The organism is Oenococcus sp. (genome assembly GCF_047725585.1).
In the GTDB taxonomy this organism is placed as follows: domain Bacteria; phylum Bacillota; class Bacilli; order Lactobacillales; family Lactobacillaceae; genus Oenococcus; species Oenococcus kitaharae_A.
In genome coordinates this window covers 105,186-129,592 of the sequence record NZ_JBDNNF010000004.1, presented here as the reverse complement: position 1 = coordinate 129,592, position 24,407 = coordinate 105,186, and the positions used below count along the sequence as shown (strand labels likewise).

The 24,407-nt window shown below is 38.4% G+C and carries 19 protein-coding genes and 1 tRNA gene; 5 read left to right on the top strand and 15 right to left on the bottom strand.

Annotated features, from left to right (window positions below; translation table 11 throughout):
- Positions 1-688 precede the first annotated feature (688 nt).
- The 8 genes from ABF487_RS06530 to ABF487_RS06495 all read right to left on the bottom strand — a co-directional run bounded on the left by ABF487_RS06530 (position 689) and on the right by ABF487_RS06495 (position 13,660).
- Positions 689-1,438: an alpha/beta hydrolase gene (locus ABF487_RS06530; RefSeq protein ID WP_263780066.1), complete on the bottom strand. Its 750-nt coding sequence runs from the start codon at positions 1,436-1,438 to the stop codon at positions 689-691.
- Between the two features lie 43 nt (positions 1,439-1,481).
- Positions 1,482-2,453: a LacI family DNA-binding transcriptional regulator gene (locus tag ABF487_RS06525; RefSeq protein ID WP_263780065.1), complete on the bottom strand. Its 972-nt coding sequence runs from the start codon at positions 2,451-2,453 to the stop codon at positions 1,482-1,484.
- Between the two features lie 15 nt (positions 2,454-2,468).
- The gene (locus ABF487_RS06520) at positions 2,469-3,302 is read right to left on the bottom strand and encodes a carbohydrate ABC transporter permease (protein WP_415625608.1); all 834 of its coding nucleotides are present in this window, start codon (positions 3,300-3,302) and stop codon (positions 2,469-2,471) included.
- A gap of 2 nt (positions 3,303-3,304) precedes the next feature.
- A complete protein-coding gene (locus tag ABF487_RS06515) occupies positions 3,305-4,198 on the bottom strand; it encodes a carbohydrate ABC transporter permease (protein WP_263780063.1) in 894 nt (297 codons plus the stop codon).
- Between the two features lie 72 nt (positions 4,199-4,270).
- Positions 4,271-5,512 (bottom strand): extracellular solute-binding protein, encoded by a 1,242-nt coding sequence (locus ABF487_RS06510; protein WP_415625607.1) that lies wholly within the window; start codon positions 5,510-5,512, stop codon positions 4,271-4,273.
- 119 nt (positions 5,513-5,631) lie between these two features.
- On the bottom strand, positions 5,632-8,853 hold the full coding sequence (locus ABF487_RS06505) for a GH36-type glycosyl hydrolase domain-containing protein (RefSeq protein ID WP_415634856.1): 3,222 nt from the start codon (positions 8,851-8,853) through the stop codon (positions 5,632-5,634).
- A 14-nt stretch (positions 8,854-8,867) separates the two neighbouring features.
- Positions 8,868-11,033 carry a glycoside hydrolase family 3 N-terminal domain-containing protein gene (locus ABF487_RS06500; RefSeq protein WP_415634855.1) on the bottom strand — a complete coding sequence of 722 codons (2,166 nt, stop codon included), beginning with the start codon at positions 11,031-11,033 and terminating at the stop codon, positions 8,868-8,870.
- A gap of 173 nt (positions 11,034-11,206) precedes the next feature.
- A complete protein-coding gene (locus ABF487_RS06495; RefSeq protein ID WP_415634854.1) occupies positions 11,207-13,660 on the bottom strand; it encodes a phosphoketolase in 2,454 nt (817 codons plus the stop codon).
- Between the two features lie 152 nt (positions 13,661-13,812).
- On the opposite strand from ABF487_RS06495, the gene ABF487_RS06490 reads away from it, so the two are divergent.
- The 4 genes from ABF487_RS06490 (at position 13,813) to ABF487_RS06475 (ending at position 16,620) form a co-directional block, all read left to right on the top strand.
- Positions 13,813-14,322, top strand: a complete 510-nt coding sequence (locus tag ABF487_RS06490) for an aminoacyl-tRNA deacylase (RefSeq protein ID WP_415634853.1) — start codon at positions 13,813-13,815, stop codon at positions 14,320-14,322.
- Positions 14,323-14,360: 38 nt separating this feature from the next.
- Positions 14,361-15,017, top strand: coding sequence for a hypothetical protein (locus ABF487_RS06485; RefSeq protein WP_415634852.1), 657 nt, complete (start codon positions 14,361-14,363; stop codon positions 15,015-15,017).
- A gap of 229 nt (positions 15,018-15,246) precedes the next feature.
- Positions 15,247-16,500 carry a tyrosine--tRNA ligase gene (gene tyrS, locus ABF487_RS06480; protein WP_415634851.1) on the top strand — a complete coding sequence of 418 codons (1,254 nt, stop codon included), beginning with the start codon at positions 15,247-15,249 and terminating at the stop codon, positions 16,498-16,500.
- A 47-nt stretch (positions 16,501-16,547) separates the two neighbouring features.
- Positions 16,548-16,620, top strand: a tRNA-Ala gene (locus ABF487_RS06475).
- A gap of 1,096 nt (positions 16,621-17,716) precedes the next feature.
- On the opposite strand, the gene ABF487_RS06470 is transcribed toward ABF487_RS06475, so the two are convergent.
- The 7 genes from ABF487_RS06470 to ABF487_RS06440 all read right to left on the bottom strand — a co-directional run bounded on the left by ABF487_RS06470 (position 17,717) and on the right by ABF487_RS06440 (position 23,024).
- On the bottom strand, positions 17,717-18,397 hold the full coding sequence (locus ABF487_RS06470) for an HAD hydrolase-like protein (RefSeq protein ID WP_415634850.1): 681 nt from the start codon (positions 18,395-18,397) through the stop codon (positions 17,717-17,719).
- Positions 18,398-18,442: 45 nt separating this feature from the next.
- On the bottom strand, positions 18,443-19,447 hold the full coding sequence (locus tag ABF487_RS06465) for a D-isomer specific 2-hydroxyacid dehydrogenase family protein (RefSeq protein ID WP_415634849.1): 1,005 nt from the start codon (positions 19,445-19,447) through the stop codon (positions 18,443-18,445).
- 149 nt (positions 19,448-19,596) lie between these two features.
- Positions 19,597-20,094 (bottom strand): PTS system mannose/fructose/N-acetylgalactosamine-transporter subunit IIB, encoded by a 498-nt coding sequence (locus ABF487_RS06460; protein WP_415634848.1) that lies wholly within the window; start codon positions 20,092-20,094, stop codon positions 19,597-19,599.
- Positions 20,095-20,150: 56 nt separating this feature from the next.
- Entirely contained in the window at positions 20,151-20,567 is a 417-nt protein-coding gene (locus tag ABF487_RS06455) for a PTS sugar transporter subunit IIA (RefSeq protein WP_415634847.1), read from the bottom strand.
- Positions 20,568-20,618: 51 nt separating this feature from the next.
- On the bottom strand, positions 20,619-21,497 hold the full coding sequence (locus ABF487_RS06450; protein ID WP_415634894.1) for a PTS system mannose/fructose/sorbose family transporter subunit IID: 879 nt from the start codon (positions 21,495-21,497) through the stop codon (positions 20,619-20,621).
- A 49-nt stretch (positions 21,498-21,546) separates the two neighbouring features.
- Complete coding sequence (locus ABF487_RS06445) at positions 21,547-22,362, bottom strand: PTS mannose/fructose/sorbose/N-acetylgalactosamine transporter subunit IIC (protein WP_415634846.1); 816 nt, start codon at positions 22,360-22,362, stop codon at positions 21,547-21,549.
- Between the two features lie 89 nt (positions 22,363-22,451).
- Positions 22,452-23,024, bottom strand: a complete 573-nt coding sequence (locus ABF487_RS06440; protein WP_415634845.1) for a hypothetical protein — start codon at positions 23,022-23,024, stop codon at positions 22,452-22,454.
- Between the two features lie 1,118 nt (positions 23,025-24,142).
- Here ABF487_RS06440 and ABF487_RS06435 point away from each other — a divergent pair.
- Positions 24,143-24,400: a hypothetical protein gene (locus tag ABF487_RS06435; protein WP_263779106.1), complete on the top strand. Its 258-nt coding sequence runs from the start codon at positions 24,143-24,145 to the stop codon at positions 24,398-24,400.
- Positions 24,401-24,407: the final 7 nt, after the last annotated feature.

Here is a 24,407-nt window from a genome sequence, read left to right as displayed (position 1 = left end):
GTGCGCTAGTTGGTTCACTAGCTAAAACAATTGTTGATTTTTTAAATGAAGATTTGCGAACGTAAGCTGTGGCACTTTGCCGCACGATGGTGTAAAAACCTTACACTTCAAATAGGACTCATCTAATTAGAAATGATCTAATCCAAAACAGAGACCAAACCCTGTTAAGGAAGTGCCAATAGCTATTGCATAAGTCTTACACGAGGAATTTGTTGCATCTGTTTCTGAAATTATTTCTTAGATTTTATCGTTGAATAGAGATCACCCAAAAAAGTATTTTCCTTTTACTCCTGTTTACATCGAAATACAAAAAAATGTCAACAATCAGGTTTATAATAAAAGTAATATTTTATCCATTTTCGCTATAAACTGTTTAGAGGGGCGCTCTCAACAGACAGACGCTTTTTTCGAAGATCCTTGATTGATTTTCCAATTGAATGATTACAATTGGGATCAGCATTTATACTCTCCTTCTAGTAAAACAAATATTATGTCAACATTTTTGGTTGGCGTCTCTTAGTGTTAAAACTTAGATACGCAAAATATGCACAATTTATATTGGCAGTGTTACGGTCAAAGAAGCGCAGATAACTTCTCGAATACAAAAAAATCAAGAAATCTTTTCAGCTAAGAAAATACTTTCTTGATTCTGGAAATTTAAATCGTGATCTAACAAATATTAAATCGATTATGATAAAAATTGGTCCAGGTCGCCAATAACCCGCACAATTTGCTTGTCCCAAAATTCCCATCGGTGTGTTTCCTGGTCAACAGGAATAAAATCACTTTGAAATTTCTTTTCGGTTAGCAGCTGATGGAAAGTTGCATTTTGCTGAAAGAAAGCGTCAGCCGTTCCGCAGGATTGCCAAATATGGGGCTTTTTTTTATCAACGGGCCATTGTTTGACAATTGAAATCAAGTCACTCGTAGATCCTTTTAAATCTGTTTTGCTGCCAAATAAATTTGCGTACCAATCATCACGTTTGGGCTCTTGATTCCATCGATCAAGCAAATCAGTGACTGCTGACAATGCATATCCACGACTGAATTTCTTCGGTTCGTTTAGCACTAACTTTAAAGCACCATATCCGCCCATTGAGAGTCCAGCAACGAAACGGTGCTCAACATCTTTTTTTAAAGGAAACCATTCCGAGGCTTTTTGCAATAATTCATCAGAAACATAATCAAAATATTTCTCACCAGATCGTAGGTTGGCATAATAACTCAAATCAACTCGCGGCATAATTACGGCTAACTGTCTGTTTAATAAATAACGCGATAAAGACGTGTTGTCCATCCAAGAATTCTCATCATCACCCATACCATGCAGCAAAAGCAATGTTGATAAAGTTGATTGGATGTGGTCAGGCAAAATAATATTAACAGTGCTTTTCATACCGAGTGAATCGCTAAAAAAAGATATCTTAAAAATTGCCAAAAGTAATCCTTCCCTTTCACATATCAGATAGAACCAATCCAACTTAATTTTGACTAATAATTGAAGCTTTTTTAACTAATCTTGTTTTAATGATTTTATTTTCAACCTTTCCATCTTGTATCATCGACACGATTGTCTCAGCAGCGCTTTCACCCCACTGCCTCTTTGAATAATCAACTGTTGAAAGTTGAGGATTTAAAAATTGACCAATCTGATCGTTATCAAAACCGATAATTCGTAAATCACGACCCGGTCGAATCCCGAATTTAGCAAGTCCTTCATACAGTCCGATAGCCATTTCATCATTTAAACAAAAAACACCAAGTTTTTTTAAATCCTGCTTAGCAATATATTTTGCCGTTTCAATCCCGCCATCAATCGTAAAATTACTGCTTAAAACCGTTACTGGATTATTCGAAAATTTTTGAATTTCAGCTAAAGAAGCCTGCAGACGTTGCTGAGAATCATACGAATTGCTAGGTCCGGTAACAATCAAATAGTTTTCAACGCCTGAATTGTGTAAAGCATCAATAGCTTGTCCAGCCCCCTGTGCGTTGTCCACCACTACATGACTAATCGAAGGAACTGAGAGGCCTCCCCACATCAATACAATTTTATAGCCTTGTTCGGCATATTTAACGATATCTGCATCTGGAAAATTAGGATCAATTATAATGGCGCCGTCAACAAGCCGCTGAGGAATGAACAAGCGTGCCTGACTACCGCCCGGGCAGACAATCGTTTCAAAACCAAATTTTTTTAACGTACTAGAAATACCATCAATAACGTGACTATAAAAATAACCACTAAAATCATGAACATAAACACCAATGATATCGGTTTTTTGCCTCTTTAAAGTCTTTCCAGCCAGGTTTGGCGTGTAATTTAATTCGTTAGCGATTTCTATAATTCGATCTCTTGTTTTTTTTGAAACTTTATCGCTGCCGTTAAGTGCATAGGAAACCGTCGAGATAGAAACGTTTGCTCTTTTTGCAATATCTTTAATACCAGACATTCAATCCTCTTAACTTTATTTTTCAGACTGAACACTGAAACCTTGAAGAATGTACTTCTGAAAAATAAGAAATATGATAATTATCGGTATCACCATAAACGAAGACCCGGCCATTTGAATGCCATAGTCAGATGTATGCTGTCCCTGCAACAATTGTAAGCCAACTGATAAGGTATAGTATTTTTGATTATTGGCAATGATCAATGGCCAGAGAAAGGAATTCCATCCACCAATAAAAGTTAAGATGCCTTGAACCGCAATTACCGGTCGTGACATTGGCACAACCAAATGCCAAAAGATATACCATTCGCCAGCACCTTCAATTCGCGCAGACTCGATCACTGAATTTGGGATATTGGACATAAATTGGCGAAATAGGAAGATCGAAAAAGCACCCACCAATCCCGGTAATAAAATGCCAAGAAGTGTATTTGTTAGTTTGACTTGGTTGAGAATCAAGTAAACCGGAATCATTGTGACCTGTCCCGGAATCATCATCGTAGCCATAACAGCCAAAAACAAGATTCGTTTTCCAAAAAAATTAAACTTAGCAAAACCATATCCTGCAATGGCATTCAACATTAATCCAAAAAAAGATGAGGCCGTGATAATTAAGGTATTTTTGAGATAAACACCAAAATTGCCACTAATAAATAGGTTTTCATAGTTCTGAAAAGTCCATCTTTTCGGCAAAAAGCTTTGGGTCATCTGTGATATTTCAGCATTCGTTTTAAAGGACGACAGAAACATCCACAGAAAGGGCAGTACCGTGACCAAACCCCAAACAAGCAAGATAGCGCTAATAATTGTTTTATTCCTTTTATCAATAAAATTACGGCTATTGCTCATGGTTAAGACACTCCTTGTTGTTTCTTTTGAATCCTAAATTGAATCGAAGTTGCAGCAATAATCGCAACAAACATGACGAATGAAGCCGCTGCGGCGTAACCAAAATTAGAATTCTGGAAACCATTTTGATAAACGAATAGAGCAACGGAGTTCGTGCTATTCAAAGGGCCACCTTGTGTCATAACAAATGGTTCGTCAAAGAACTGGAACCAACCAATCAACGTCGTGACAAGAACAAAGAAAATTGAAAAACTGAGTGAGGGCAAAGTAATGTGTTTTGTTTGTTCCCATCTGTTCGCCCCATCTAACTCGGCTGCCTCATACAGGGACTTCGGAATTCCCTGCAGAGCGGCCAAAAAGATCAGCATATTTAAACCAATTCCTTTCCAAAGAGCCAAAATGACCAAAGAAATTTTAGCTGTCACCGGATCATTTAACCACTGTAGACCAGGGATACCAATCTTACTGAGCAGTTCGTTGATTAGCCCGTTGTTTGGATTATACATATAGGTCCAAACAACTGCCACTGCAACCGTGTTGGTTATGGATGGCGTATAAAAAATTAATCTCATTAATTTGAAAAATTTATTTTGGCCATAATTAATCATCAACGCTGCGCCGAGAGATAAAACCACCACCAATGGCACACCGATCACAACATAATAAATTGTGTTGGAAACAGATTGAAGAAAAGTCATATCACTGAATAGGTTGATAAAATTGGATAATCCAATAAATTTAATTGAAGACCAATCCCCTAAACCTGTAATATTTAGATTTGTGAAGCTGATAAAAAGAGCTATCAAAATAGGAATTAATGAGAAAAACAAAAGTAAAACAATAGCCGGGCCAACAAATGTATATGGGGTAAGCTTTGACTTTAGCGATTTACGCATTTAAGATATCTCCTTTAATTATAGGAATATTAATTAAAAAGTAATTATTTAATATTCCTATAAAGAACATAATTATTTGTTAATTAATTTATTCGTTTGTTCCGTGAAGCTGGTCATGGTTTTTTGAACACTCGAATTCTTTAGAGCGATTTCTTGCCAAGCCTGCAAATAGTTCGTGCCGATTTCATCCCATTGCTTAATCAAAGGCATTGGTTCAGAATTGTTTAGTTGATTACGAAATACTTGAATTTTTGAGTCACTGAGAGATTTATCAGTCCAAGCAGACTTCAAAGTAGGCATTGAATCGCTATTCTTGTAATACGCAAGTTGGCTACTTTTAGTGGACAAGAACTTCATCAACTTAATCGAAGCAGCCTTTTTCTTTGTATAGTTGAACACTGCGATATCTCCGCCACCAGTATTAGATGTATTACCATCTTTCCCTGCAGGTAACTGAGCAACTCCCCACTGATTGTTTTTTAGACCACTATCAGTTTCGATTGAATTCATCATCCAAGGGCCGGAGATAAACATTGGCACCTTACCATTTCCACCGAATGATTGACCAATTGTTAACTTAAGATCCTGTTTTGGAGCAGCACCATTCTTAACAAACTTATGCAAATAACTGATTGCATTGACCATCGGCTTTTTATCAAATTGAGCTTTTCCATTTTTAATCAAGGTAGCACCATTTTGGCGGGCAAACATAAATCCAAAAGTAGGTTCGGAAGCATCAACATTGAACCCGTACATATTAGAACCACGTTTTGACAATTTCAGCGCGGCCTTATACAATTGCGACCATGTTTTCGGTGCCTGATTATAGCCGACTTCTTTTAATAAATCTTTTCGATAATAGAGAACTCTGGTTTCAACATACCAAGGCAGAGCATAATATTTGCCACTATATTTAGTCGTATTAACAGATCCTTCAAAGAAGTTGCTGGGACTAATTTTTTTATCTTTCTTGACATATTTGGAAATATTCATAACTGTCTTTGAACTAACCATATTCGGCATTTCAGTCGTCCCAACAACCAAAACATCAGGACCGGATTTTGATGCCGCCGCCGTTAACAGTTTGTCATTATATTGGCTCCATGGAATACTTTGAATCGTGACCTTGATACCAGTTTTTTTCGTAAAAGCCTTGATAATTGGTTTTATGTCCTTGTCGCCATCACCTCCGTACCAAAAATTGATCGTTTCTGATTTGGCAGAAGCGGTGTGATTAGCAACTGGCAAGACAAATAAACTAGATCCAGCAATAACCGATGCTCCCAACATTACTATTGTTTTTTTTAAAATCATTTCTAACCTCCCAAATGAATCGTAAGAATATTTTTTTCGAAACGTTTCTAAATGAATATATTACACCAATTGTAAACGCTTTCAAGACTAAAAATACAATTTTTAATTTTTACTAACGACTAAACTTGACTAGCAATTGATCCATCGCTGTTGAAAACAAATTTCAAATAGTCACCTTTAAATTCATATCGCAGAACCAATGGCTCTTTCTGAAATATTCCCAAAGGTAAGACCGCTTTAACGGATATACTATCCATATTTGCATTGATGCCAATAACTTTGGATAGAAGCTGATTAATATAGATACCAGGACCGCTACTATACAGACGCCAACCACCTTTGACGTCGATACTGCCCTTGTGAACCTCTGCGAATCGTTTCTCAGCCTCGTATCTGTTATTAAAATTAGCATCTGAACTACTGAAATAAACGTTTGCTTGTCTAATATTTGAATTAGCAACTAATTTATTCAAATTGATTGGATTAATTATCTGCAGAGCATGCCAAGCCTCCGGGTCACCAATCGTAGCAAGCGCTTCTGCATATCTGATATGAGCATGCGTGTACATTAAGCCGATTTCGCGACCAAAGTTTGCAGATTGTTCAGCACGCTTAAAGACACGACTAATCCCGCCATGATAATGCGCTGGCCTATTCATTAGACGGACGCCATCCGGGAATAGCAAATTACCTTTGATAGTTTGGAGCGCCTTCTGAGATTGTTTTTCGTTTAATATGCCACTAATAAGCCCACGCGTTAACGGAATTAATCGATATTCGATTCCTGTAATGTTGTCATTCGGATGAATAATATATTCAGTATGATGATCGGGATAAAGCCTAATAAATCCGGGTAAGTCGCCATCCTGCATGAAGTATTTTTTGAAATCAGTTAACATACGTGAACTAAGTTCTGATAAGTCGGCGGCCAGGTCAATTCCCTGAAAAGCCCTGGCAGCTGTATTCAAAACCTGTATCGTTAACTCCTCGGTCCAAGTACTGGCCATGATCTTTTTTTGTTTGGCATCGGCTGGTTGCAAGGTGTCATCCCAATCACCATCCCCATAGGCAGAAACGTTTGTGTCATATAAAAAGTTATTTTTGATATACGAGATTTGTTTTTTTATATGATCCAAAAGTGTCTCTTTTTGTGGGCTTTGGGCCTTATCATGCAAACTCATGTATGGCAAGATCTTATTAAGAACTTCTTTGTCGCCGGAAAGGCGAATGTAATCGGCCACAACTTTTAAGGGCCAAACAATGACATCTCCATGGCTTTCATCAGCAAATTGATCAGCATACTCATCAAACATAAACCATTGCGGCCAATTACCATTTTCAATGAATTGATGGCTGTATAATATTTCAATTATCTGTTTAACTTGATCATAATTTTGGGTGGCTAGGAAGAATTCAGTCGGTCCCTGTGAAACATCGCGAGTACCCCAAGCCGCACCACCATACTGTTCCAGCCCGTGTGGAGACAATAGATGAACCAAGGCATCATGGGCAAACCATCGAACGATTAGATTAGTTCTTTCAAGCTGATCATGATAACGACTATCACCACCCGATAGGTTAAAACCACGAATCAACTTTTCAATCACTTGTTGGTGTCGAATTCTAGACTCACTAGGCGTATATTGCAATTGTGGAAAATTGGCTTGTTCCGAAACGGTTAAATTAATCGTCAGCTGACTGACATCCTCATAGCTTATCGCTAACAGTTTCGGTCGAAAGTTTTCTGGAGTCGTAGCCAATAAGGCGCTTTCGTTACCAGTTGAAAAATATTCAGCATCGTTATCATGATAGTCCATCAAAAAACGGAGTTTTTCATTTCTCTTAAACATGAGCGAAGTATGGTCTGGGTAGAAAATAATTGAGCCTTGGTCCTGTTTCATATCCGGGAGACTATCGTTCTTTTCTGAACCCATGATTATCTCGTCAGTAATAATCAAGTCATATTTTTTATTTTCGGTCGAAGAAAGTTTAAAAGTAATATAAGGTTGTTCAGCAACAGCATCAACACTAATTTTTATTAAGTCATCAGTCAACTTATAGTACCAATCAGCAGCGTTATAGGTCATCGCAAAAGCTGAAGGCATTCCTAACAAGTAATAACGATCGTTTTGGCGAAGATAGACATGCATACCCTGTATTTTCAAAACATTCAGCGGATTTCTTAAATTAGCTGAAAATGTATTCATGTTAGTATTGCCAAAAACGGTTTGTGAAGCGAAAACCCCCATCATAAATTGTGTCGTTGCTAATACTCGTGTAGCCGGTTTCGAACTTGAACTAGCCATAATGATATTGCCACTAGCTCTTTCTTGTATTCTTTCTTTGGCCTTCAAAACAACGTGAGCACCATCTTTAAGGAAGAACGATAAAAGTTGATCGTCTTTATACTCTTCTTGAATACGATTTGGAAATAAATTTTCAATATCCTGCTGCGAGAAGTCCGAGCTATTTAATGGTAAGTCACTGATAGATTTCTTTTTTGCAACTAAGGGCTGTACTTCGAAATTTTCAGCATTAGCAACTCTTTTTAGAGAATCAAATTCATTGTATAACTCATTTTCCGAAAAGAAAGTTCTATCATTTTCCGAAATATCATTTTCTTTGAAAGCCGCATAAAAGACAAGTTGTGTTGGCTTTTTTGTCAAATTCAGCGGCATACTTTGAAGACTGATAAACGCAAATTCATATTGATAATTGTAGTTTGGTAATTGCGTCCTAGTTAGGGATTCCGGGATTCCGGTGGTCTTATAGGATTTGCCAAAAAATTGAAAGCCATCCGTAGCATATGCACTGAGTTGGTTAAACGATCCTTGCTGAAGATAAGGAAGTTTGCCATTTTGGCTTTGATTCTGGCGAGAAGATATGGTAATTTTACCGGCCTTTTCTTCAATATGGTGATCAATATATTGAGATGCATAAGCCTCATTGGAGCTAACAAAAGATGGCAAACCAAGACCTAAATCTTGCGTATAAAAAATTTCAGCCTGCTTTGCTTTATCCGAATTCGAACTCAAATCAATATTCCAAAACCATTTTTCTGTACCTAAATACAACGTCACGGTATACGAAATGCCATGAAAGTTGCCTATCCATTTAGCAGCATTTTTGGTTAAGGAAAACCGGCTTGGAGCATCAGGCCCAATTAATTTGGTGTAATTATACGTGTCGGCTTCTCTACTTCTCAAATATAGATTAGAAAGGCTGCCATCTATCAAATTTCCGTTGACTTGATTGATCATTATACCATTGGCAATCACTTTTTCGATTGCTCCGTTTTGTAGCAAATCTATTTGTAAATGGTCATTTTTTAGTGAATACATATATCTATCAGCTCCTAGTTTTTAAGTAAAAATGATGTTTCAAGCTCTGTTTGGCTAGAAAATCCGACCAAAAGTTTAAAGCTTCCTGCATCCGACACCCGCGTAAAATCCGCATGCACATAAGATAAATCCTGTTTGGAAACTGTAAAGGTGACAGTCTCTTCGGCACCAGCACCCAGTTGAACTCTTTGAAAATGCTTTAACTCTTTAACCGGCCTAACAACCTCACCGACTAAATCGTGGATATACCACTGCACTGTGGCGGTTCCGGAAATCTTACTATTATTTTTAACTGTGACCGATGCCGTAATTGATTCATCAGCGGTAAATTCTTTTTTTGAAAGCCGCAAATCTTTTAAAGTATAATTGGAATAACTTAACCCGAAGCCAAAAGGGTACAAAGGATCATTACTGGAATCAATATATTTAGATAAGTATATATTGTTCCGATCTTCCAACGTCCCAGTCAATGGTCGACCGGTATTATAGTAATTATAGTAAATTGGTATTTGACCAACTGATTTCGGAAAAGTCATAGAAAGTCTACCGGTGGGATTAGTTTTTCCAGAAACAATATCAGCAATTGCCAACGCACCAGCAGTTCCAGGAAACCAGGGCAGAAGAATTGCGTCGGACAAACGGTCAACTTCAGTTAAATCCAAAGGACGGCCTGTAATGACAATCGTAATAATTGGCTTATGCAACTTTGATAATTTCCTTAATAAATCCAGTTGTTCTTTAGGCAAAGAAATATCGGTCATGCTGCTGGCTTCACCACTTTGTGATGCTGATAGACCAGCAACATATAAAATCACATCTTGTTTTTTTGCTGAAGAGATAGCCTGTTCATTGAGAGACAAATTATTTTCTGCTGATACCATGTCATATCCGGCTTCAAATAAAATATTATCAAAATGATCTTCAAGGGCCGATTTGATTGTTTGTGTCGAAGCGGGATCACCTTTCCAAGACCAATTGCCTAGCAGATCTCCAGTATTTGCTTTAGATCCAATCAAAGCAATCGCCTTATTTGAGTCTAAAGGCAACGATTGATGCTGATTTTTTAAAAGAACCGTTGCCTCTTCGGCGGCTTTTTTGGCCAGTCCTAAATTTTCCTGTGACAACACAATCTGTCGTTCTTTTGCTGCGTCGACACCCCGATAAGGATCGTCAAACAAACCAAGTGCATCTTTAAGATTCAATACACGTGCTGCTGCTTCATCAATCAACTTTTTTACTTCTTCATTTTTCATTGCTAGTTTTTCAAGAGATCCTAGAAATGCAAACGACATCATATCAATGTCAGTTCCAGCCTGAATCGCTTTTTCAGCGGCCTCTTCGGAATCGCTAGCCACACCATGACTAATCATTTCGTTAATCGCATTCCAATCAGAAATAAGAACACCGTTAAAACCTAGCTCTCTTCTAAGAATGTGCCTCATTAAATACTTATTTCCTGTGGCGGGAATACCAAATAAAATATTAAAAGAGGTCATCACGAGCAAAGCCTTGGATTCAATTGCTTTTTGATAAGCAGGCAGATACTGTTCTCGGAAACGCCATTCAGACATGTCTACCGTGTTATATTCTCTACCAGCTTCAGGAGCACCATAGGCAGCAAAATGTTTCACAGTAGCAGCAACATGTTTCTCGTCGACCGGTAAGTTTCCTTGATAGCCGTCTACAAAAGATTTGGCAAACAAACTATTCAAATAAGGATCTTCGCCAGTTGACTCCATAACCCTTCCCCAACGAGGATCGTGTACCAAATCCACCATTGGTGAAAAAGTCACATCAATTCCACTCGCAGAAGCTTCTGCCGCGGAGGCTTGAGCGACTCTTTTTACTAACTCAGGATCCCAAGTTGAACCAAGTGCTAGTGGGATTGGAAAAATCGTCTTATAGCCATGAATGATATCAGCCATGAAGATCAAGGGTATATGTAGGCGATTATTTTTAAGGTATTCTCTTTGAATTTTCAAAACATTTTCTGCACCGGAAACACCCAATACGGAACCGATATTATAGAGCTGCGTTTTAGAAACCTTATAGGTCGAAAGCGGTCCCGTAATGGGAGAACCGTCATCACCAAAAAAATCACCCGCGATTTGCTGCAACTGCCCAATTTTTTCTTGTAAGGTCATTTTTGATAATAATTGTTTGACATAATTACTCTGCATTGAAATTTCTCCTTTTCTTTTTTTGTAGAAACGTTTCACTAATTTTACTAATAAATAATAGCACATATTTTAAAGCGCTTACATAAAATTAAAGATATTCCGTAAAAATTTAAGCAAACAAAAACCACGGACAATTAATCCGTGGTTTTCAATCATTTATGAAATGAAGTGATTTACTTCAAGGGACTCCAGTTCCAATCAGTAAATTCTTCGATATCGCGACCTTCATTACGAGTAACTTCGAAATGCTTGTCGAGAATCTTGTTCATATCAGCGATAAAGTTATCAGCCTTTTCGCCATCAACAACGCCTTCATCTTTCAATGCTGAAACAGCATCGATTGCTTGGTGGAAACGATCCAATTCAGAATAAACACGCATGTCATAAGTTGTCGTGATATCACCATCTTCACGATAACCATGTGCATGAAGATTGTGGTGATTACGCTCATAGAAGATTGATTCGATCAAATCTTCAAAGCCATGGAAGCCAAAGACAACAGGCTTGCCAGCTGGGAAGAACTTATCGAATTCTTCATCAGACAATGAACGGTCATCGTTCAAGGGTCCAACTTTCTTCTGCAAACGTCCCAATTCAACAACGTTCACATAATGGAACTTAACATCAGGGAATGCCTGATTGACAAGCCACAAAGCAGCAAGTGTCTCGATCGTTGGTTCAGTACCAGCTGAAGCAAAGGTAATATCAACATCACCCTTAGGAGCCGTGGATGCCCAATCAACAATACCAAGACCATAGTTAACCAATTTTTTAGCTTCTTCAGTAGTGAACCACTGTTGACGAGGCTGCTTAGAAGCAACGATATGGTTGATCTTCTGACGGTCAACTAAGGCACGTGCAGCAACGGCCAACAATTCGTTACCATCAGCCGGTAGATACTGGCGGATGTAGTTTTGTTTCTTCTCGGCCAAGTTCGTCAACATACCAGGATCTTGGTGAGTATAACCGTTATGGTCTTGCTGGAAGACCGTAGAGGTAGAAATCAAATTCAATGATTGATACTTGTTGCGCCATGGCTCAGCATCAGCTTGACGGATCCACTTGAAGTATTCGTTGATCATAGAATCAACAACACGCAAGAAGGACTCATAAGAAGCAAACATGCCGACACGTCCGGTCAAAGTATAACCTTCCAACCAGCCTTCAGCTTGGTGCTCAGACAACTGAGAATCAATGATACGGCCTTCTGGGGCAAGCAAAGCGTCATTAGGGAACTTAATCTTGCTCATCCACTGACGAGGTGTCTTATCGAACAACTTCCACAAGCGGTTAGACATCGTCTCATCTGGTCCAAAGAAGCGGAAACGTGTCGGGTTCAACTTAGCTACGCCGGCCAAGAATCCAGACAGAGTAACCATGTCCATGTTCATGTTGCCATCTTTCATTTCATGCCCACGGTTTTCAGGAGTAACACCAGTCGTGTACTCTTTCCAATCAGGGAGTTTCAAGTCGGAATTATCAACACCAGCGTTTGCAAGCGGGTTAGCGGCCATACGACTCTTGCCTTTAGGTGCAATTGCGGCAATCTCAGCTTTCAGAGAACCGTCTTCATTAAACAATTCTTCAGGCTTGTAAGAATTCATCCACTCTTCAAACTGTGGTAATTCTTCCATATGCTCAGCTGAGAAGTTCAATGGAACTTGGTGAGCACGGAAACTATTTTCAATTGGGTTTCCGTCTTCATCAAATTTCGGACCGCCCCAGCCCTTTGGCAAACGAGCAATGATCACTGGCCATGCAGGGACAGTACCATCTTGATATTTATCATTTTCACGAGCATCTTTTTGGATCTGCTTAATATCTTCAATAGCCTGATCAAAAATTTTGGCAGCCTTTTTGTGGTAAGCCATATAGTCATGGATATCGTCATTTTCAAGAAAACGTGGTGACCAGCCAAGTCCTTCGAAGAACTTGGTAATCTGTTCATCAGACATGCGGCTAAAGATAGTCGGGTTAGAAATCTTCCAACCGTTTAAATCAAGAACTGGCAGTACCGCACCGTCAGTCTTCGGGTTAACGAACTTCAAACCGTGCCAAGCAGTCATAGCTGGACCAGTCTCAGTCTCGCCATCGCCGACTGTAACGAAACCAATCTGATCAGGGTTATCAAGAATAGCGCCAATACCGTGAGAAAGTGAATAACCTAACTCACCACCTTCATGGAAAGAACCAGGCGTCTGAGCTGTCGCATGTGATCCAATTCCGCCAGGGAATGAGAAGCGCTTGAATAACTTAGCCATACCTTTAAGATCCTGAGTAATCTCTGGATAGTCTTCCGTGTATGAACCATCAAGATATGAATTCGTAACCATAACTTGGCCACCATGACCAGGTCCTTCAACATAGAAGGAATTCAGTCCATACTTGTTGATCAAACGGTTCTCATGAGCGTACAAGAAAGTCTGTCCTGAGATAGTTCCCCAGTGACCAATTGGCTTAAATTTAACATCTTCTTCTTTTAAAGGAGTATGCGTAACACTAAAGAGTGGGTTGCTCTTTAGGAAAATCATTCCGCCAGACAAGTAGTTGGTTGCACGCCACCACTTATCGACGAGTTCTAGATATTCAGTTGAATCATAATCAACTGCAGGTGCATTAGCTGCCATGTATTAATATCTCCTAATCTTTTTTTCTAAAGCACGCTCTGGGCGCACCTTAACATGATCCATTATACAGCAAACTCAGCGCTGGTTAAGGCGTGGAAACGCCTTGTCTCTGCTGTTAACGCTTACAATTAAGAAAGAATTAAAATTTAATTATGAGTAAACATCCAAAGATTAAAAAAACACAAGTTGAGCAATTACTGGATAAAAATAAAATTGTTTATAAACCTATTCAGATAGATTTTTTAAATACTAGTAAAGAACAAATACCACAGATGCTGGTCCAGGCTGGCATTGATCGGCAATCGTTAATTTACAAAACACTGGCTTCTAGCGGCGATAAAACCGGGCCGATCATTGCTGTTTTACCTATCACAGCTCATCTAGACGAGAAAAAACTGGCGGCCGCTTCGGGAAACAAGCGTACTGAAATGCTGCCATTAAAAGAACTGCAAAAGACAACCGGCTATGTTCATGGCGCAAATAATCCGGTCGGTATCTGGCACAATCACCACGGAAAGTTCCCAATTTATTTCGATAATCAGGCGTTAACCGATGGCAAAATTTATGTGTCAGCTGGTGAATTGGGCCGTAGTGACTTAATCGATGCCAAACAAGTAGCTGATTTAATTTCAGCCTCTTTTGCTGATCTGACAGCTGACTAGTGATTTTAGTCGCTGAAACAATCCTTGAATATTTCGCGATGCTATCGATCATGCTGCTGTTTTTGCCCGGCCTTTTTTCTTGGTTGCTATCTTATTTATCCAACCGTCTTGCCAGTGTGATCACAGGATGCTTGGGAACAAACTGTTATCTATTATTGGCTTCTTTGGGAATCATCGTTCACGAATTATCCCATCTGATCATGGCATTGCTTTTCGGTCATCATATCCAGCATTTTCGCTTGTTACAGCTGCCGAAAAACAACCAAGTAGGTTTTGTGCAACATTCCGCTAACCCCAGAAATCCTTGGCAGACATTCGGAAATTTGTTAATCGGTACAGCACCAATTTTCGGAAACGGCATCGTTATTTACTTTTTAACTCTTTATCTCCAGCCAAATTTATTCAATTTCACCCTTAATCTGGATTGGCAATTTTTTCTGTGGCTGCTGCTCACATTCTCGCTATTGCTGGGTGTCGGCTTATCCAGCGCTGATTTCCATAATGCTAGTCAAGGGCTTTGGATCGCGTTATTGCTGATTTTTCTAGCAGCACTGGCCATGAAAGTATTTAAAAATGTATCGATGAGTATACTCGTGGAATTACTCCAACAAGAAATGATTATCGGTGCCACTGCTTTTGTGCTTGTTTTTCTTTTCTATCTGCTTGTCAAAATGATCATTTCACTACTGCCATGATTCTGGTACAATGTAGACAATCTCAGCTGACAGTAGTGAATTGGCGGTCATTTAGAGAGTCGGTGCTAGTTGAAAACCGACCCAGAAAATTCACGAATTACACAGCAACTATCTTTTTGAGATCCGTCTCGATAATTAAGCTGGTGTTTGCAAAAACACAATCCGGGTGGTACCGCGGAGAAATTCGTCCCGATCATATCGAGGCGTTTTTTATTATCCGGAGGTTTTTATGGGCATTATCGAAGATCTAAAATGGCGTGGTTCCATTAATCAAACCACTGACGAAGCCGGCCTGACTGACTTGCTGAAAACAAAAAAAATCAGCTTGTATGTAGGTGTTGACCCAACCGCAAAATCGATCCATATTGGTAATTTAATCCCGCTGACAATTTTGAAAAGATTCCAAAAAGCCGGCCATCGACCAGTGATTGTGATTGGCGGCGGCACAGGCATGATCGGCGATCCTTCAGGAAAAGCAGCTGAAAGACAGTTACTGCCACCTGATGTTTTTGATGAAAACGTTAAACGGATTACAAAACAGCTGACTCGTCTATTCGGTAAAGATGGTTTTGAGATTGTCAACAATTATGATTGGCTATCCAAACTCAACCTGATTTCATTTTTACGCGATTTTGGAAAATTGTTTCCTATCAATGTCATGCTGAAACGAGATGTTGTCGCCTCCCGCTTGGAAGTCGGCATCAGCTTCACAGAGTTCACTTATCAAATTCTCCAGGCGATTGATTTTTATACTTTGTATAAAGAAAAAGACGTGCAGCTGCAGGTAGGCGGCAGCGACCAGTACGGCAACATTTCCAGTGGTGTCGAATTAATCCACAAAATGGTTGGTCCAGAGGCTAAAGCTTTTGGCTTGACCGTGCCACTGTTATTGAAATCCGATGGCACAAAATTTGGTAAATCTGCCGGCGGCGCCATTTGGTTGGATCCAGATCTGCTGTCGCCTTATGAGTTTTATCAATTCTTCTACAATCAATCCGACACTGATGTTATCAAGCTATTAAAGATTTTCACTTTCTTAAATCCAGATGAAATTGATCAGTTAGCCAAACAAGTTGCTGAAGCACCAGAAGAACGCGCTGCACAAAAACGTTTGGCAGAAGAAGTAACAGCCTTTGTCCATGGACCAGAAGCTGTTCAAGAAGCCGAAAAAATTTCACAGATTTTATTTACCGGTGAGGTACAGAATCTTACCGGTAAGCAGGTAGCAGCGGCGTTTTCCAGTGTGCCTTCTATAACAATCAATAGTGGCGAAATTCCTGTCTTGGACCTGCTGACGCAAGATAACCTCATTGAAAAGTCCAAACGTCAGGCACGTGAGGATTTGAAAAATGGTGCTATTTCAATCAATGGTCAAAAAATCACTGATGTCGATGCAGTTATCAATCCTGCAGACAAATTCGAAGGCCATTTTGTGGTTATTCGCCGTGGAAAGAAAAAATATTTTCTAGCCAAAGTACATTAGAATGAATATGTAATAAACGAACGCGTTCCATACGCATTCGTTTCTTCGGGCGTTTAGCTCAGCTGGGAGAGCGCTGCCTTCGCATGGCAGAGGTCACGGGTTCGAATCCCGTAATGTCCATCATAGTGTGTTTTAGAGGTGCATAGTCCCTTTACGTTGAGGGTTTTAGGTTTAATAGTTTCTAAATATGTGCCTTAGTTACGAAGAAAAATAATCAAAAAACTAATCAGATTTATGAAAAAGAAAGGTCAGTAAATGGATTCATAGATATGACCATTTTTAGAGTAAGTAAAAAAGTAAGAAGTATTATTCTGTTTTTTTGATGATAAATATAAATTGAAATAGTTAATGCAAAGTTTGTAAATTATATTCTATCAACTAAATTTTTCAAAAAAATTGTGATGGTAGCAAAGTAGCTATACCCAAACGCCTACACAATAGTTTAACCGGTGAGCCATTTATAATACTTCAAATGGCTTGTAATTTTTGTTCGTGCACCCTTATTTTTTTATGTGATATTTTTTAAACTTTTTAGAACATATATGTATGTAAAAAAATAATAACAAGGCAAAAAATAATTCCTAATTTTCGTTTTGAAAGTTTTCATATTGTTCGCCTATCGTTTATGTATAGACTCTATTTTTCTTTTTCACAACGTTATTTGTCATATGTGGGTTCATCTTATAATCAATCTTTAGCACCTCAATCAGCAGACAACTAAATAGAATATGCGATCCCGCTAACAATTTCAGACTCTTGAGCCTAGTTCAATGAGCGAAATTGCCAGACATTGTCAGTTAGGTACGGACAGTGGCTGGGTTTCAAAAAATTGCTTTTTCATATCATTGATAACTACAGCGATAGGAATTTTAGTGCTAGTAGAAATCTGATTCGTTTTAAATGAGACTTTGCGTTAATCGGTCTAAACTTACCCTAGTAATAACAAAATCATTGCACCCCAGCCTTCGCGTCATAGCCTCTTGGTATTTTTCAAAAACCCAGTAATATAGTTATAGTGAGTGTTTACTTACACTAACTCCGGTTGTATGGAAATTGTAAGATTATTCCGATTGGCAATCTTCGAGCTGATACTTACAATTTTTTTATACTAAAAACCACTAGTCGTGAAACTAGTGGTTGTAGTTGTTTCCAAAGCGTATCTTCGTGGAGACAGTATCCCCTAAATAAGTATACACAAGAGCGATGAAAAAAACTACTAATTGCCTCTTAGAAGACAGTTAAAACTGGTAATCTCCTCATAAATATTATTAGGATTTCTCACACAAACATCTGCTTGAGAGTTCTTTAGTTCATCTATGCTACCAAAGCCATATGTGACAGCCATCGTGAAAACAGAATTTTTCTTTCCACCTTCAATATCACTGAGCCTATCTCCAACCATCAGACATTCATGTGCATTCAAATGCATTTCTGAAATGGCCTCACGAATAATATCTGCTTTAGTAGCTAATCGGCGTTTTGGGTAATCATTTCCAAAAATTGCAATAAAATACTCTGCTAAATTAAAATGTTCTAGTATTTTATTCAAAGCGTTGTTTGCTTTGGCTGATGCAATATAAAGATCATAATGGTGAATTCTCAGTTTTTGAATTTCTTCCAAAATTTTCGGATAAAATTCTAACTCATATATCTCATGATTAAAATAAAAATCATGATACAGTAAATCGGCGCTTATTCTAATATCTGTAGGAATGCTCGGATAAAATTTATCTAAGCCAGAAAGAAAGGGTGGCCCAATAAACGCTTTATATTGGTCTCTTGTTTGCAACTTGGAAAGTCCTACTTCTTGCAAAGCAAAATCTACAGATTTCCTTATCCCCAATTCTGAGTTAGCTAAAGTACCATCAAAATCAAAAAAAATATTTTTCAGTGTCATAGTGCCCTCTATAATCGGTGCTATCTAAATTTTGAAAATATTTTTCTAATTTTGGATAGCTGTAACTTCTCTAGTAAGTGGCTTTTGATGGACGAAATTCTCAACATCGCTAACACACTTTTCACCCATCCCATACAAGCAGTCATCAGTATAGGCTGAGGTATGGGGTGTAACAACGATATGATCATTTCTAAAAAAAGGATGTGACGCTTTAGTCGGCTCTTCAGTAGTTGTATCGGTTCCATATCCCCGAACTCGACCATCTTCAATCGCTCTCAACAGGGCTTCCTCGTTAACCAAGGCTCCACGAGCAGCGTTAGTAATAAACACTCCTCTTTTCACTTTAGCCAGAGCTTTCTCGCCAAGAATACCAATAGATGTCTCATTTAAAGAAGCATTGAGAGTAATAAAATCCGAGTTGTGCAAAAGTGTTTCAAGATCAACGCGTTCAGGATGATGATTCTTAAACCAGTTTTTAGGCGCATGGGTTTCAGGATCCGGGTCATAAACCAAGACACGTCCATTAAACCCATTAGCAAATATCTCAGCCATTCTACTACCGATATTTCCACAGCCAATCACTCCAAAAGTTTTTCCAGTTAAGTTGACTCCTTGAAAATTGGCACGTTGTTCCCAATGACCAAGTTTATTAGCATTATAAGACGGAATTACTTGGCGGGTAACGGCAAGCAAGTTTGTTAAAGCATTTTCTGCCACAGCATCACGTTCAATATCTTGTGGCACCAAGGTAACTAATGTGTGATGTTTTTTTGCCGCTGAAATATCTACATTGTTGAAACCAATTCCGTGTCGTGAAAGGAGCAAAAGCTCGTCCTTATGTTCGAAAAATTCCGCCGTGAAATTTGGTGTAACACTAGCAATAATAATATTAAAACCCTGTAAATTTTGAGCCAAATCTTTACCTGAGATGTTTTGATCAAACATGAAACGCCGAACCGAACCAATCTTACTCAATCGATCAAGATGCTCGGTATACACTTTTCCAAAGCTATTCGAATTGACAATTGCGATACTATACTTTTCTACCATTTTTCCTCCTCACTGTCAGTTGGCTGAATCACATGTTACAATTTGTAACGATATGAATGTCAACAAAAAAGCCACGTTCCTTCCTTAGTAACAAAATAGCAAGAAAACCGTAGCGTCTACCTTTCATACTTCATCGACCCAAAGAACACTTAAACGCCAAATTCTGATAAAGCCTCTTTTAACTCAACTTTTTTAGAATCCGGTACCGTTTGAAAGAAAACATCAACCTGTTTATCATCACTTAATTTCTTCAAACTTAAAACATCATCTTTAGTGACCCCGACCGTGTCAATCACAAATTTGGCATCTGGTCGTTTAGCAATGCCGCCGACGTTCAACTTTTCAGCGGGAATACCACGCTCAATGACTTCAACAGCAGCAGCAATGTTTTTAAAAATTAAAATAGCATTATCATTACCAAATGAGTCCTTTTGCCAAGCATCAACCACTTCTTTGGTCGAATAAACCTTAATTCTCAAACCAGAGGAGGAATTTGTATTAATATATATATCTTTCATAAAATCATCGGCTGCAGTTACATTATCAATAACATATACAGCATTAGTGCCCAGACCCTTGGACCATTTCGTCATAACCTGACCGTGGATCAATCGGTCATCAACTCTTAAGAGATTTATTTTGCCCATTAGTTCTCCTTAATTTCTTAGTTCCAAAAAAATAATCCGAAATTTGTTCTATAAAATTATTTTTTAATAAAATTTATATTCATATTTCTTACGCCATCAACTGCTGCCTTGGAAATATCGTCCACTAATTCATCCCAATCTTCAATAGATTCATAATTTTGGAGTAACTCAATTAGCATTGGGAGGTTGAGTCCCGTCATAACCACCTTGGCACCCTTCGACAGCAAATAGAGTCCTGTATTTGATGGACTACCGCCGTATAAATCAGTCAGGACGATGGTTTCCTTACCTTGATCAGTAAATTTTTTAATAGAATCAGTACCTAACTGTCTTAAGCCTTCAACAGACTCTCCTGGATTTAATGCTAAAGCTGTCACATTGGATTGTGGACCCATTATCATTTCAGCACTCTTGACGATTTCAACTCCGAAATGACCGTGTGTAATCACTAAAATTCCTCTGTTTATTGACATTAAAAAATCTCCTTCCCACAAAAAATATTTGAAAATTAATTTCGATTTCAATTATAAAATCACTTCAATTAAACCAAATAAAATTAAAACACCGGTCAAATATAACAATCCTCTGGTAATCTTAAGACCCTTCTTCTCAAAATAGAAGTACAACCCCATCACAGCTACCAGCGGTAAGAGACCGGGAAGGATCTGGTTAAGAATATCTTGAATCACAAAAGTTTTTTGGTTTAACGTGAATTGAAGAGTTGTTGAGAGTTTGACATAAGAACCAGCCATAATTCCCATCATCCAGAGGCCTAGGACCCCCAAGGCATTGATAATAGTCTTAGCACGTTCCCCTGTCATTAACTCTTTGGCAGCGTTACGACCAAGTGTGTAACCCATCTTAGTGAACAAATAACCGTAAATAAACGTCGAAACACCAAAGAACAAAAATGGTAGGATTGCCCCCCAACCAGAACCGGCTTTAGCATAAGGTAGAAAAATCGCAATGAAAATATATTGAATTGTACCTGAATCAATGGCATCTCCGATACCAGCTAGTGGACCCATCAGTCCGACTTTAGTGTTGTTTATTACGGTGGGATCTAGGGCCTCTTCCGGGTGTCCAGCCGCCAAAGCTTTGGCACGAGCCTCTTCCATAGAAATCGACATGCCTGTGAGGGTTCCGCCTCCCCAGTTGTTTTGCGTGTTGAAAAACATCAAATGTCTTTGATATGCTTCTCCCCGCATAATCTTGTCTTTATAAATTTTCTTCAATGAGGGCATCATTCCGAAAAGGAAAGCGGGTGCAAGCATTCGATCAAAAGTATGAGGCACCTCATTTGCCCACCACCATCTGAACCATGATTTGAAAAGGTCTTTATTAGTAATTGGTTCTGGTTTATTTTCTGGTTTTAGCATCACGGAAACATCGGAATGAACCATTCCATCTTCATCCATGAAATCTTCAATTTTTCTTTGATCTTCAGCCATATTAGTTTTTTGTTTCCTTCCTCAGGTTATTGTAAGAGTACATAACTGCTAAAATAATCCCGAAAACTGCATATGTCACCGTGTTGATGCTCCAGGTAACAGGGCTCTTTCCAGCTGCCAAAACCGTCGTCAGTGTGGTAAATGTTACGTTAACAAAATAGGCCAGAAAGAAGTAAACAAGTAGACTCTTTTTACCAATAACATGCATGATAACTGCTATTCCTAGTGCAGCCAGCCCGCCACCAACGACATTCAAGACGGTGACAACCGGGCCGTTAGAAATAGCATTCATTGAGGAGGCTAACTTGCCAGCTCCAAAGTAGAGAACCAATGTAATTAGGGGAACAAATAAAGCAAACGAAATAATTGTAGGGATAATCATGATCGACATCGTTAGACCCTTATCGTTTGCTTCACGCGCGTATTTATCCATAGCTTTAGTAAAGAAGGTATTGAGAAAGAATCTAAACTGATAAAGATAGCTTCCTAATAAGCCAGCAGGAACCGCTACCGCAACAGATGCAGTAGGACTCAGATGGGCTAAAAGTGCCACAGGAACCGCTACCGCTGCAGCAATAGCTGGTTCTGATGGCAACGTTCCACCAGGTGCGACTGCACCCATATAAATTAATTGAATGGTCGCCGTCACGATCATCGCATCCTTGACGTCTCCCATGACAACTCCAACAATAAAACCTGTCATCAGTGGGCTGAACCGAAGGGTTAGTGTTGCATAACCCAAAATTCTTGATTCTATCAGCGCCACCCAAATGGCAATCAGCAAGGCCTGAACGAGTGTTAAGGTTGCTTGATGCATAATTCTAATCTCCTTTTTGTTGCAACTATTAATGCAACCGCTTACAATTTTACGCGTAAGCCCTTTCATTTTCAATATGAATCCTAACTTTATTTTTTTTCTTTTTTGTCCAGCGGATCATGATAATTTATAATTTGGACATTAGGATTTGCTGCTGAAGCGTATTGCGTAATTTTTTTCCATATTCGAAAAAAATTCTTACGCCTATATTGGAATCCATCAATAAGAATATTATAAAAAATACGATTTCCGTTTTTCATTAAATTGGCTTTCGCATTATCAAATAATTTTCGGTGATCGTTTATGGATTGCGAACCAATAATGCCAATTTCCAGACTTGAATTATTAGCATCCATTTGAATTTGTGCTACCTCTGTCCAGGCTAGATTAATAACATGTGTTCGATCCGTCAGGTCTGTAATTCCTTTTTCGCTCACAATGAAAACAATGTTATTCTGGAGCAGTCTCTTAAATTGAATGTAGATAATACCCAAAATAAAAGCAGATACAAATAAAATGATTGTAAGGAAAAAAAGATTAGGTTTTTCAAAAACCAAAATGGCGCAAATCCCCACTAAAATTAAAAAATAAACTAAAATCGAGGTTATATCCCGAACACGATCGTTTCGAATAATATAAGGTGCTTCCCTTGTTTGATTCATAATTCACTATATCCTTTACGAAAAGTATCAACCCTAATTGTAATCTCATCAACGGTAAGATCAGACATCAATATTTCTAATAAGAATCAGATCATCAATTCGTTGGTTAAGCTGAGTTCAACAAGCCTTGGAGAAATTTTAATTTTGATATAAGGACAATTTACTGACCATACAATTATCATTAATCAATCATTACGATGTATGCACATGACAATGACTTGTGAAATTCTGTGGCTTTGAGCTTTATAGATTAGAAAGCCTGTTAACACTTCCGCAACCAGCAATTATGTCGTCGAGAACCTATTTTCTCGACACGTTGGATTTAAAATCATCAGTTCTACTGCAAACAGCCTGACTTCAATAAAATTTTGATAAGTTATCCACAAAGGTTTTCGAACAAGCTTAGCTCAACATCAGCATCAACCATGGAACTACGAAACTGGTATTATGTAAAAGCTGCAGCAGAGAACATCGTGGAATCATAATTGCGTTATAATCCTAACCGGATACATTAGTATCCACAATTCTAAAATGAGTCTATCAGTGCTCGGAGGGATCCGGGCGTTTTTTAAATTTATCTAGGTCATACTTTTATTCATAGTGTTTATATCTAAATCTAAATAAAAAATTGTCATTCCAGAGATGCCTTGGTAACTAACGATCTTTTTAAGATAGTAATCTTGACGATTGCAGGAACCCCAAGATTACTTTACTTTTTTAATACAAACCACCTCTGTGGCGCGTTTTGTTTTATAATGAATGTCGTAGGGGTGGTGCAAGCCCTTACATCCCATATAAATTTAAACTTTTATAGTACCCACCACCGCTATGGTGGGTACTTTTGTGTCCAAAAGTCTGTTTAGCACATGAAACCAACATATAGGTAGAAGTGCAAGCGTTGTGGTTAAAACACTTTCGAAAACGTTAGAAGTGCAAATTCATTGAAATAACGACGCCATTTGTTCTCGCTTAGTTTAGGGTAAGCGCTTTTTTATTATAAAGTGGTAGTATGTTTATTGAAGAAAATAGGTAAGCGGTTTCCCTAAAATATTATTTAGATCTTCAACCGATTAAATCAAACTCTCTTAGTAGTTCTATTTTCTTTATGGGGTGAAAAAATGGCGGAAAGAACTTTTATTGATCCAGATAAGTTTGCGTTGAGTTTTAGCAAAACAGTTGCTGAAGGAAATGTTCCAGTCAGCGAATTTGTTGATAAAGCTAAAGAACAACTGCTGGCTTACTTAACAGCATATTATCTGGTTCAAGATTTTGATAAGAATGAATCACAGAATTTTGTAAGCAAAGAAGATAAAAAATTCTCCGATTTGAGTTTTGATGAATTATTGACGAGAATAGCTCAATTGAATAAATACTAAGGAGAGA

Excerpts from the sequence above, each read along its gene's own strand:
- ABF487_RS06525 (WP_263780065.1), bottom strand. The coding sequence starts at position 2,453 with ATGTCTGGTATTAAAGATATTGCAAAAAGAGCAAACGTTTCTATCTCG.
- ABF487_RS06520 (WP_415625608.1), bottom strand. The coding sequence starts at position 3,302 with ATGAGCAATAGCCGTAATTTTATTGATAAAAGGAATAAAACAATTATT.
- ABF487_RS06515 (WP_263780063.1), bottom strand. The coding sequence starts at position 4,198 with ATGCGTAAATCGCTAAAGTCAAAGCTTACCCCATATACATTTGTTGGC.
- ABF487_RS06510 (WP_415625607.1), bottom strand. The coding sequence starts at position 5,512 with ATGATTTTAAAAAAAACAATAGTAATGTTGGGAGCATCGGTTATTGCT.
- ABF487_RS06505 (WP_415634856.1), bottom strand. The coding sequence starts at position 8,853 with ATGTATTCACTAAAAAATGACCATTTACAAATAGATTTGCTACAAAAC.
- ABF487_RS06500 (WP_415634855.1), bottom strand. The coding sequence starts at position 11,033 with ATGCAGAGTAATTATGTCAAACAATTATTATCAAAAATGACCTTACAA.
- ABF487_RS06495 (WP_415634854.1), bottom strand. The coding sequence starts at position 13,660 with ATGGCAGCTAATGCACCTGCAGTTGATTATGATTCAACTGAATATCTA.
- ABF487_RS06490 (WP_415634853.1), top strand. The coding sequence starts at position 13,813 with ATGAGTAAACATCCAAAGATTAAAAAAACACAAGTTGAGCAATTACTG.
- ABF487_RS06485 (WP_415634852.1), top strand. The coding sequence starts at position 14,361 with ATGCTATCGATCATGCTGCTGTTTTTGCCCGGCCTTTTTTCTTGGTTG.
- tyrS (WP_415634851.1), top strand. The coding sequence starts at position 15,247 with ATGGGCATTATCGAAGATCTAAAATGGCGTGGTTCCATTAATCAAACC.
- ABF487_RS06470 (WP_415634850.1), bottom strand. The coding sequence starts at position 18,397 with ATGACACTGAAAAATATTTTTTTTGATTTTGATGGTACTTTAGCTAAC.
- ABF487_RS06465 (WP_415634849.1), bottom strand. The coding sequence starts at position 19,447 with ATGGTAGAAAAGTATAGTATCGCAATTGTCAATTCGAATAGCTTTGGA.
- ABF487_RS06460 (WP_415634848.1), bottom strand. The coding sequence starts at position 20,094 with ATGGGCAAAATAAATCTCTTAAGAGTTGATGACCGATTGATCCACGGT.
- ABF487_RS06455 (WP_415634847.1), bottom strand. The coding sequence starts at position 20,567 with ATGTCAATAAACAGAGGAATTTTAGTGATTACACACGGTCATTTCGGA.
- ABF487_RS06450 (WP_415634894.1), bottom strand. The coding sequence starts at position 21,497 with ATGGTTCATTCCGATGTTTCCGTGATGCTAAAACCAGAAAATAAACCA.
- ABF487_RS06445 (WP_415634846.1), bottom strand. The coding sequence starts at position 22,362 with ATGCATCAAGCAACCTTAACACTCGTTCAGGCCTTGCTGATTGCCATT.
- ABF487_RS06440 (WP_415634845.1), bottom strand. The coding sequence starts at position 23,024 with ATGAATCAAACAAGGGAAGCACCTTATATTATTCGAAACGATCGTGTT.
- ABF487_RS06435 (WP_263779106.1), top strand. The coding sequence starts at position 24,143 with ATGGCGGAAAGAACTTTTATTGATCCAGATAAGTTTGCGTTGAGTTTT.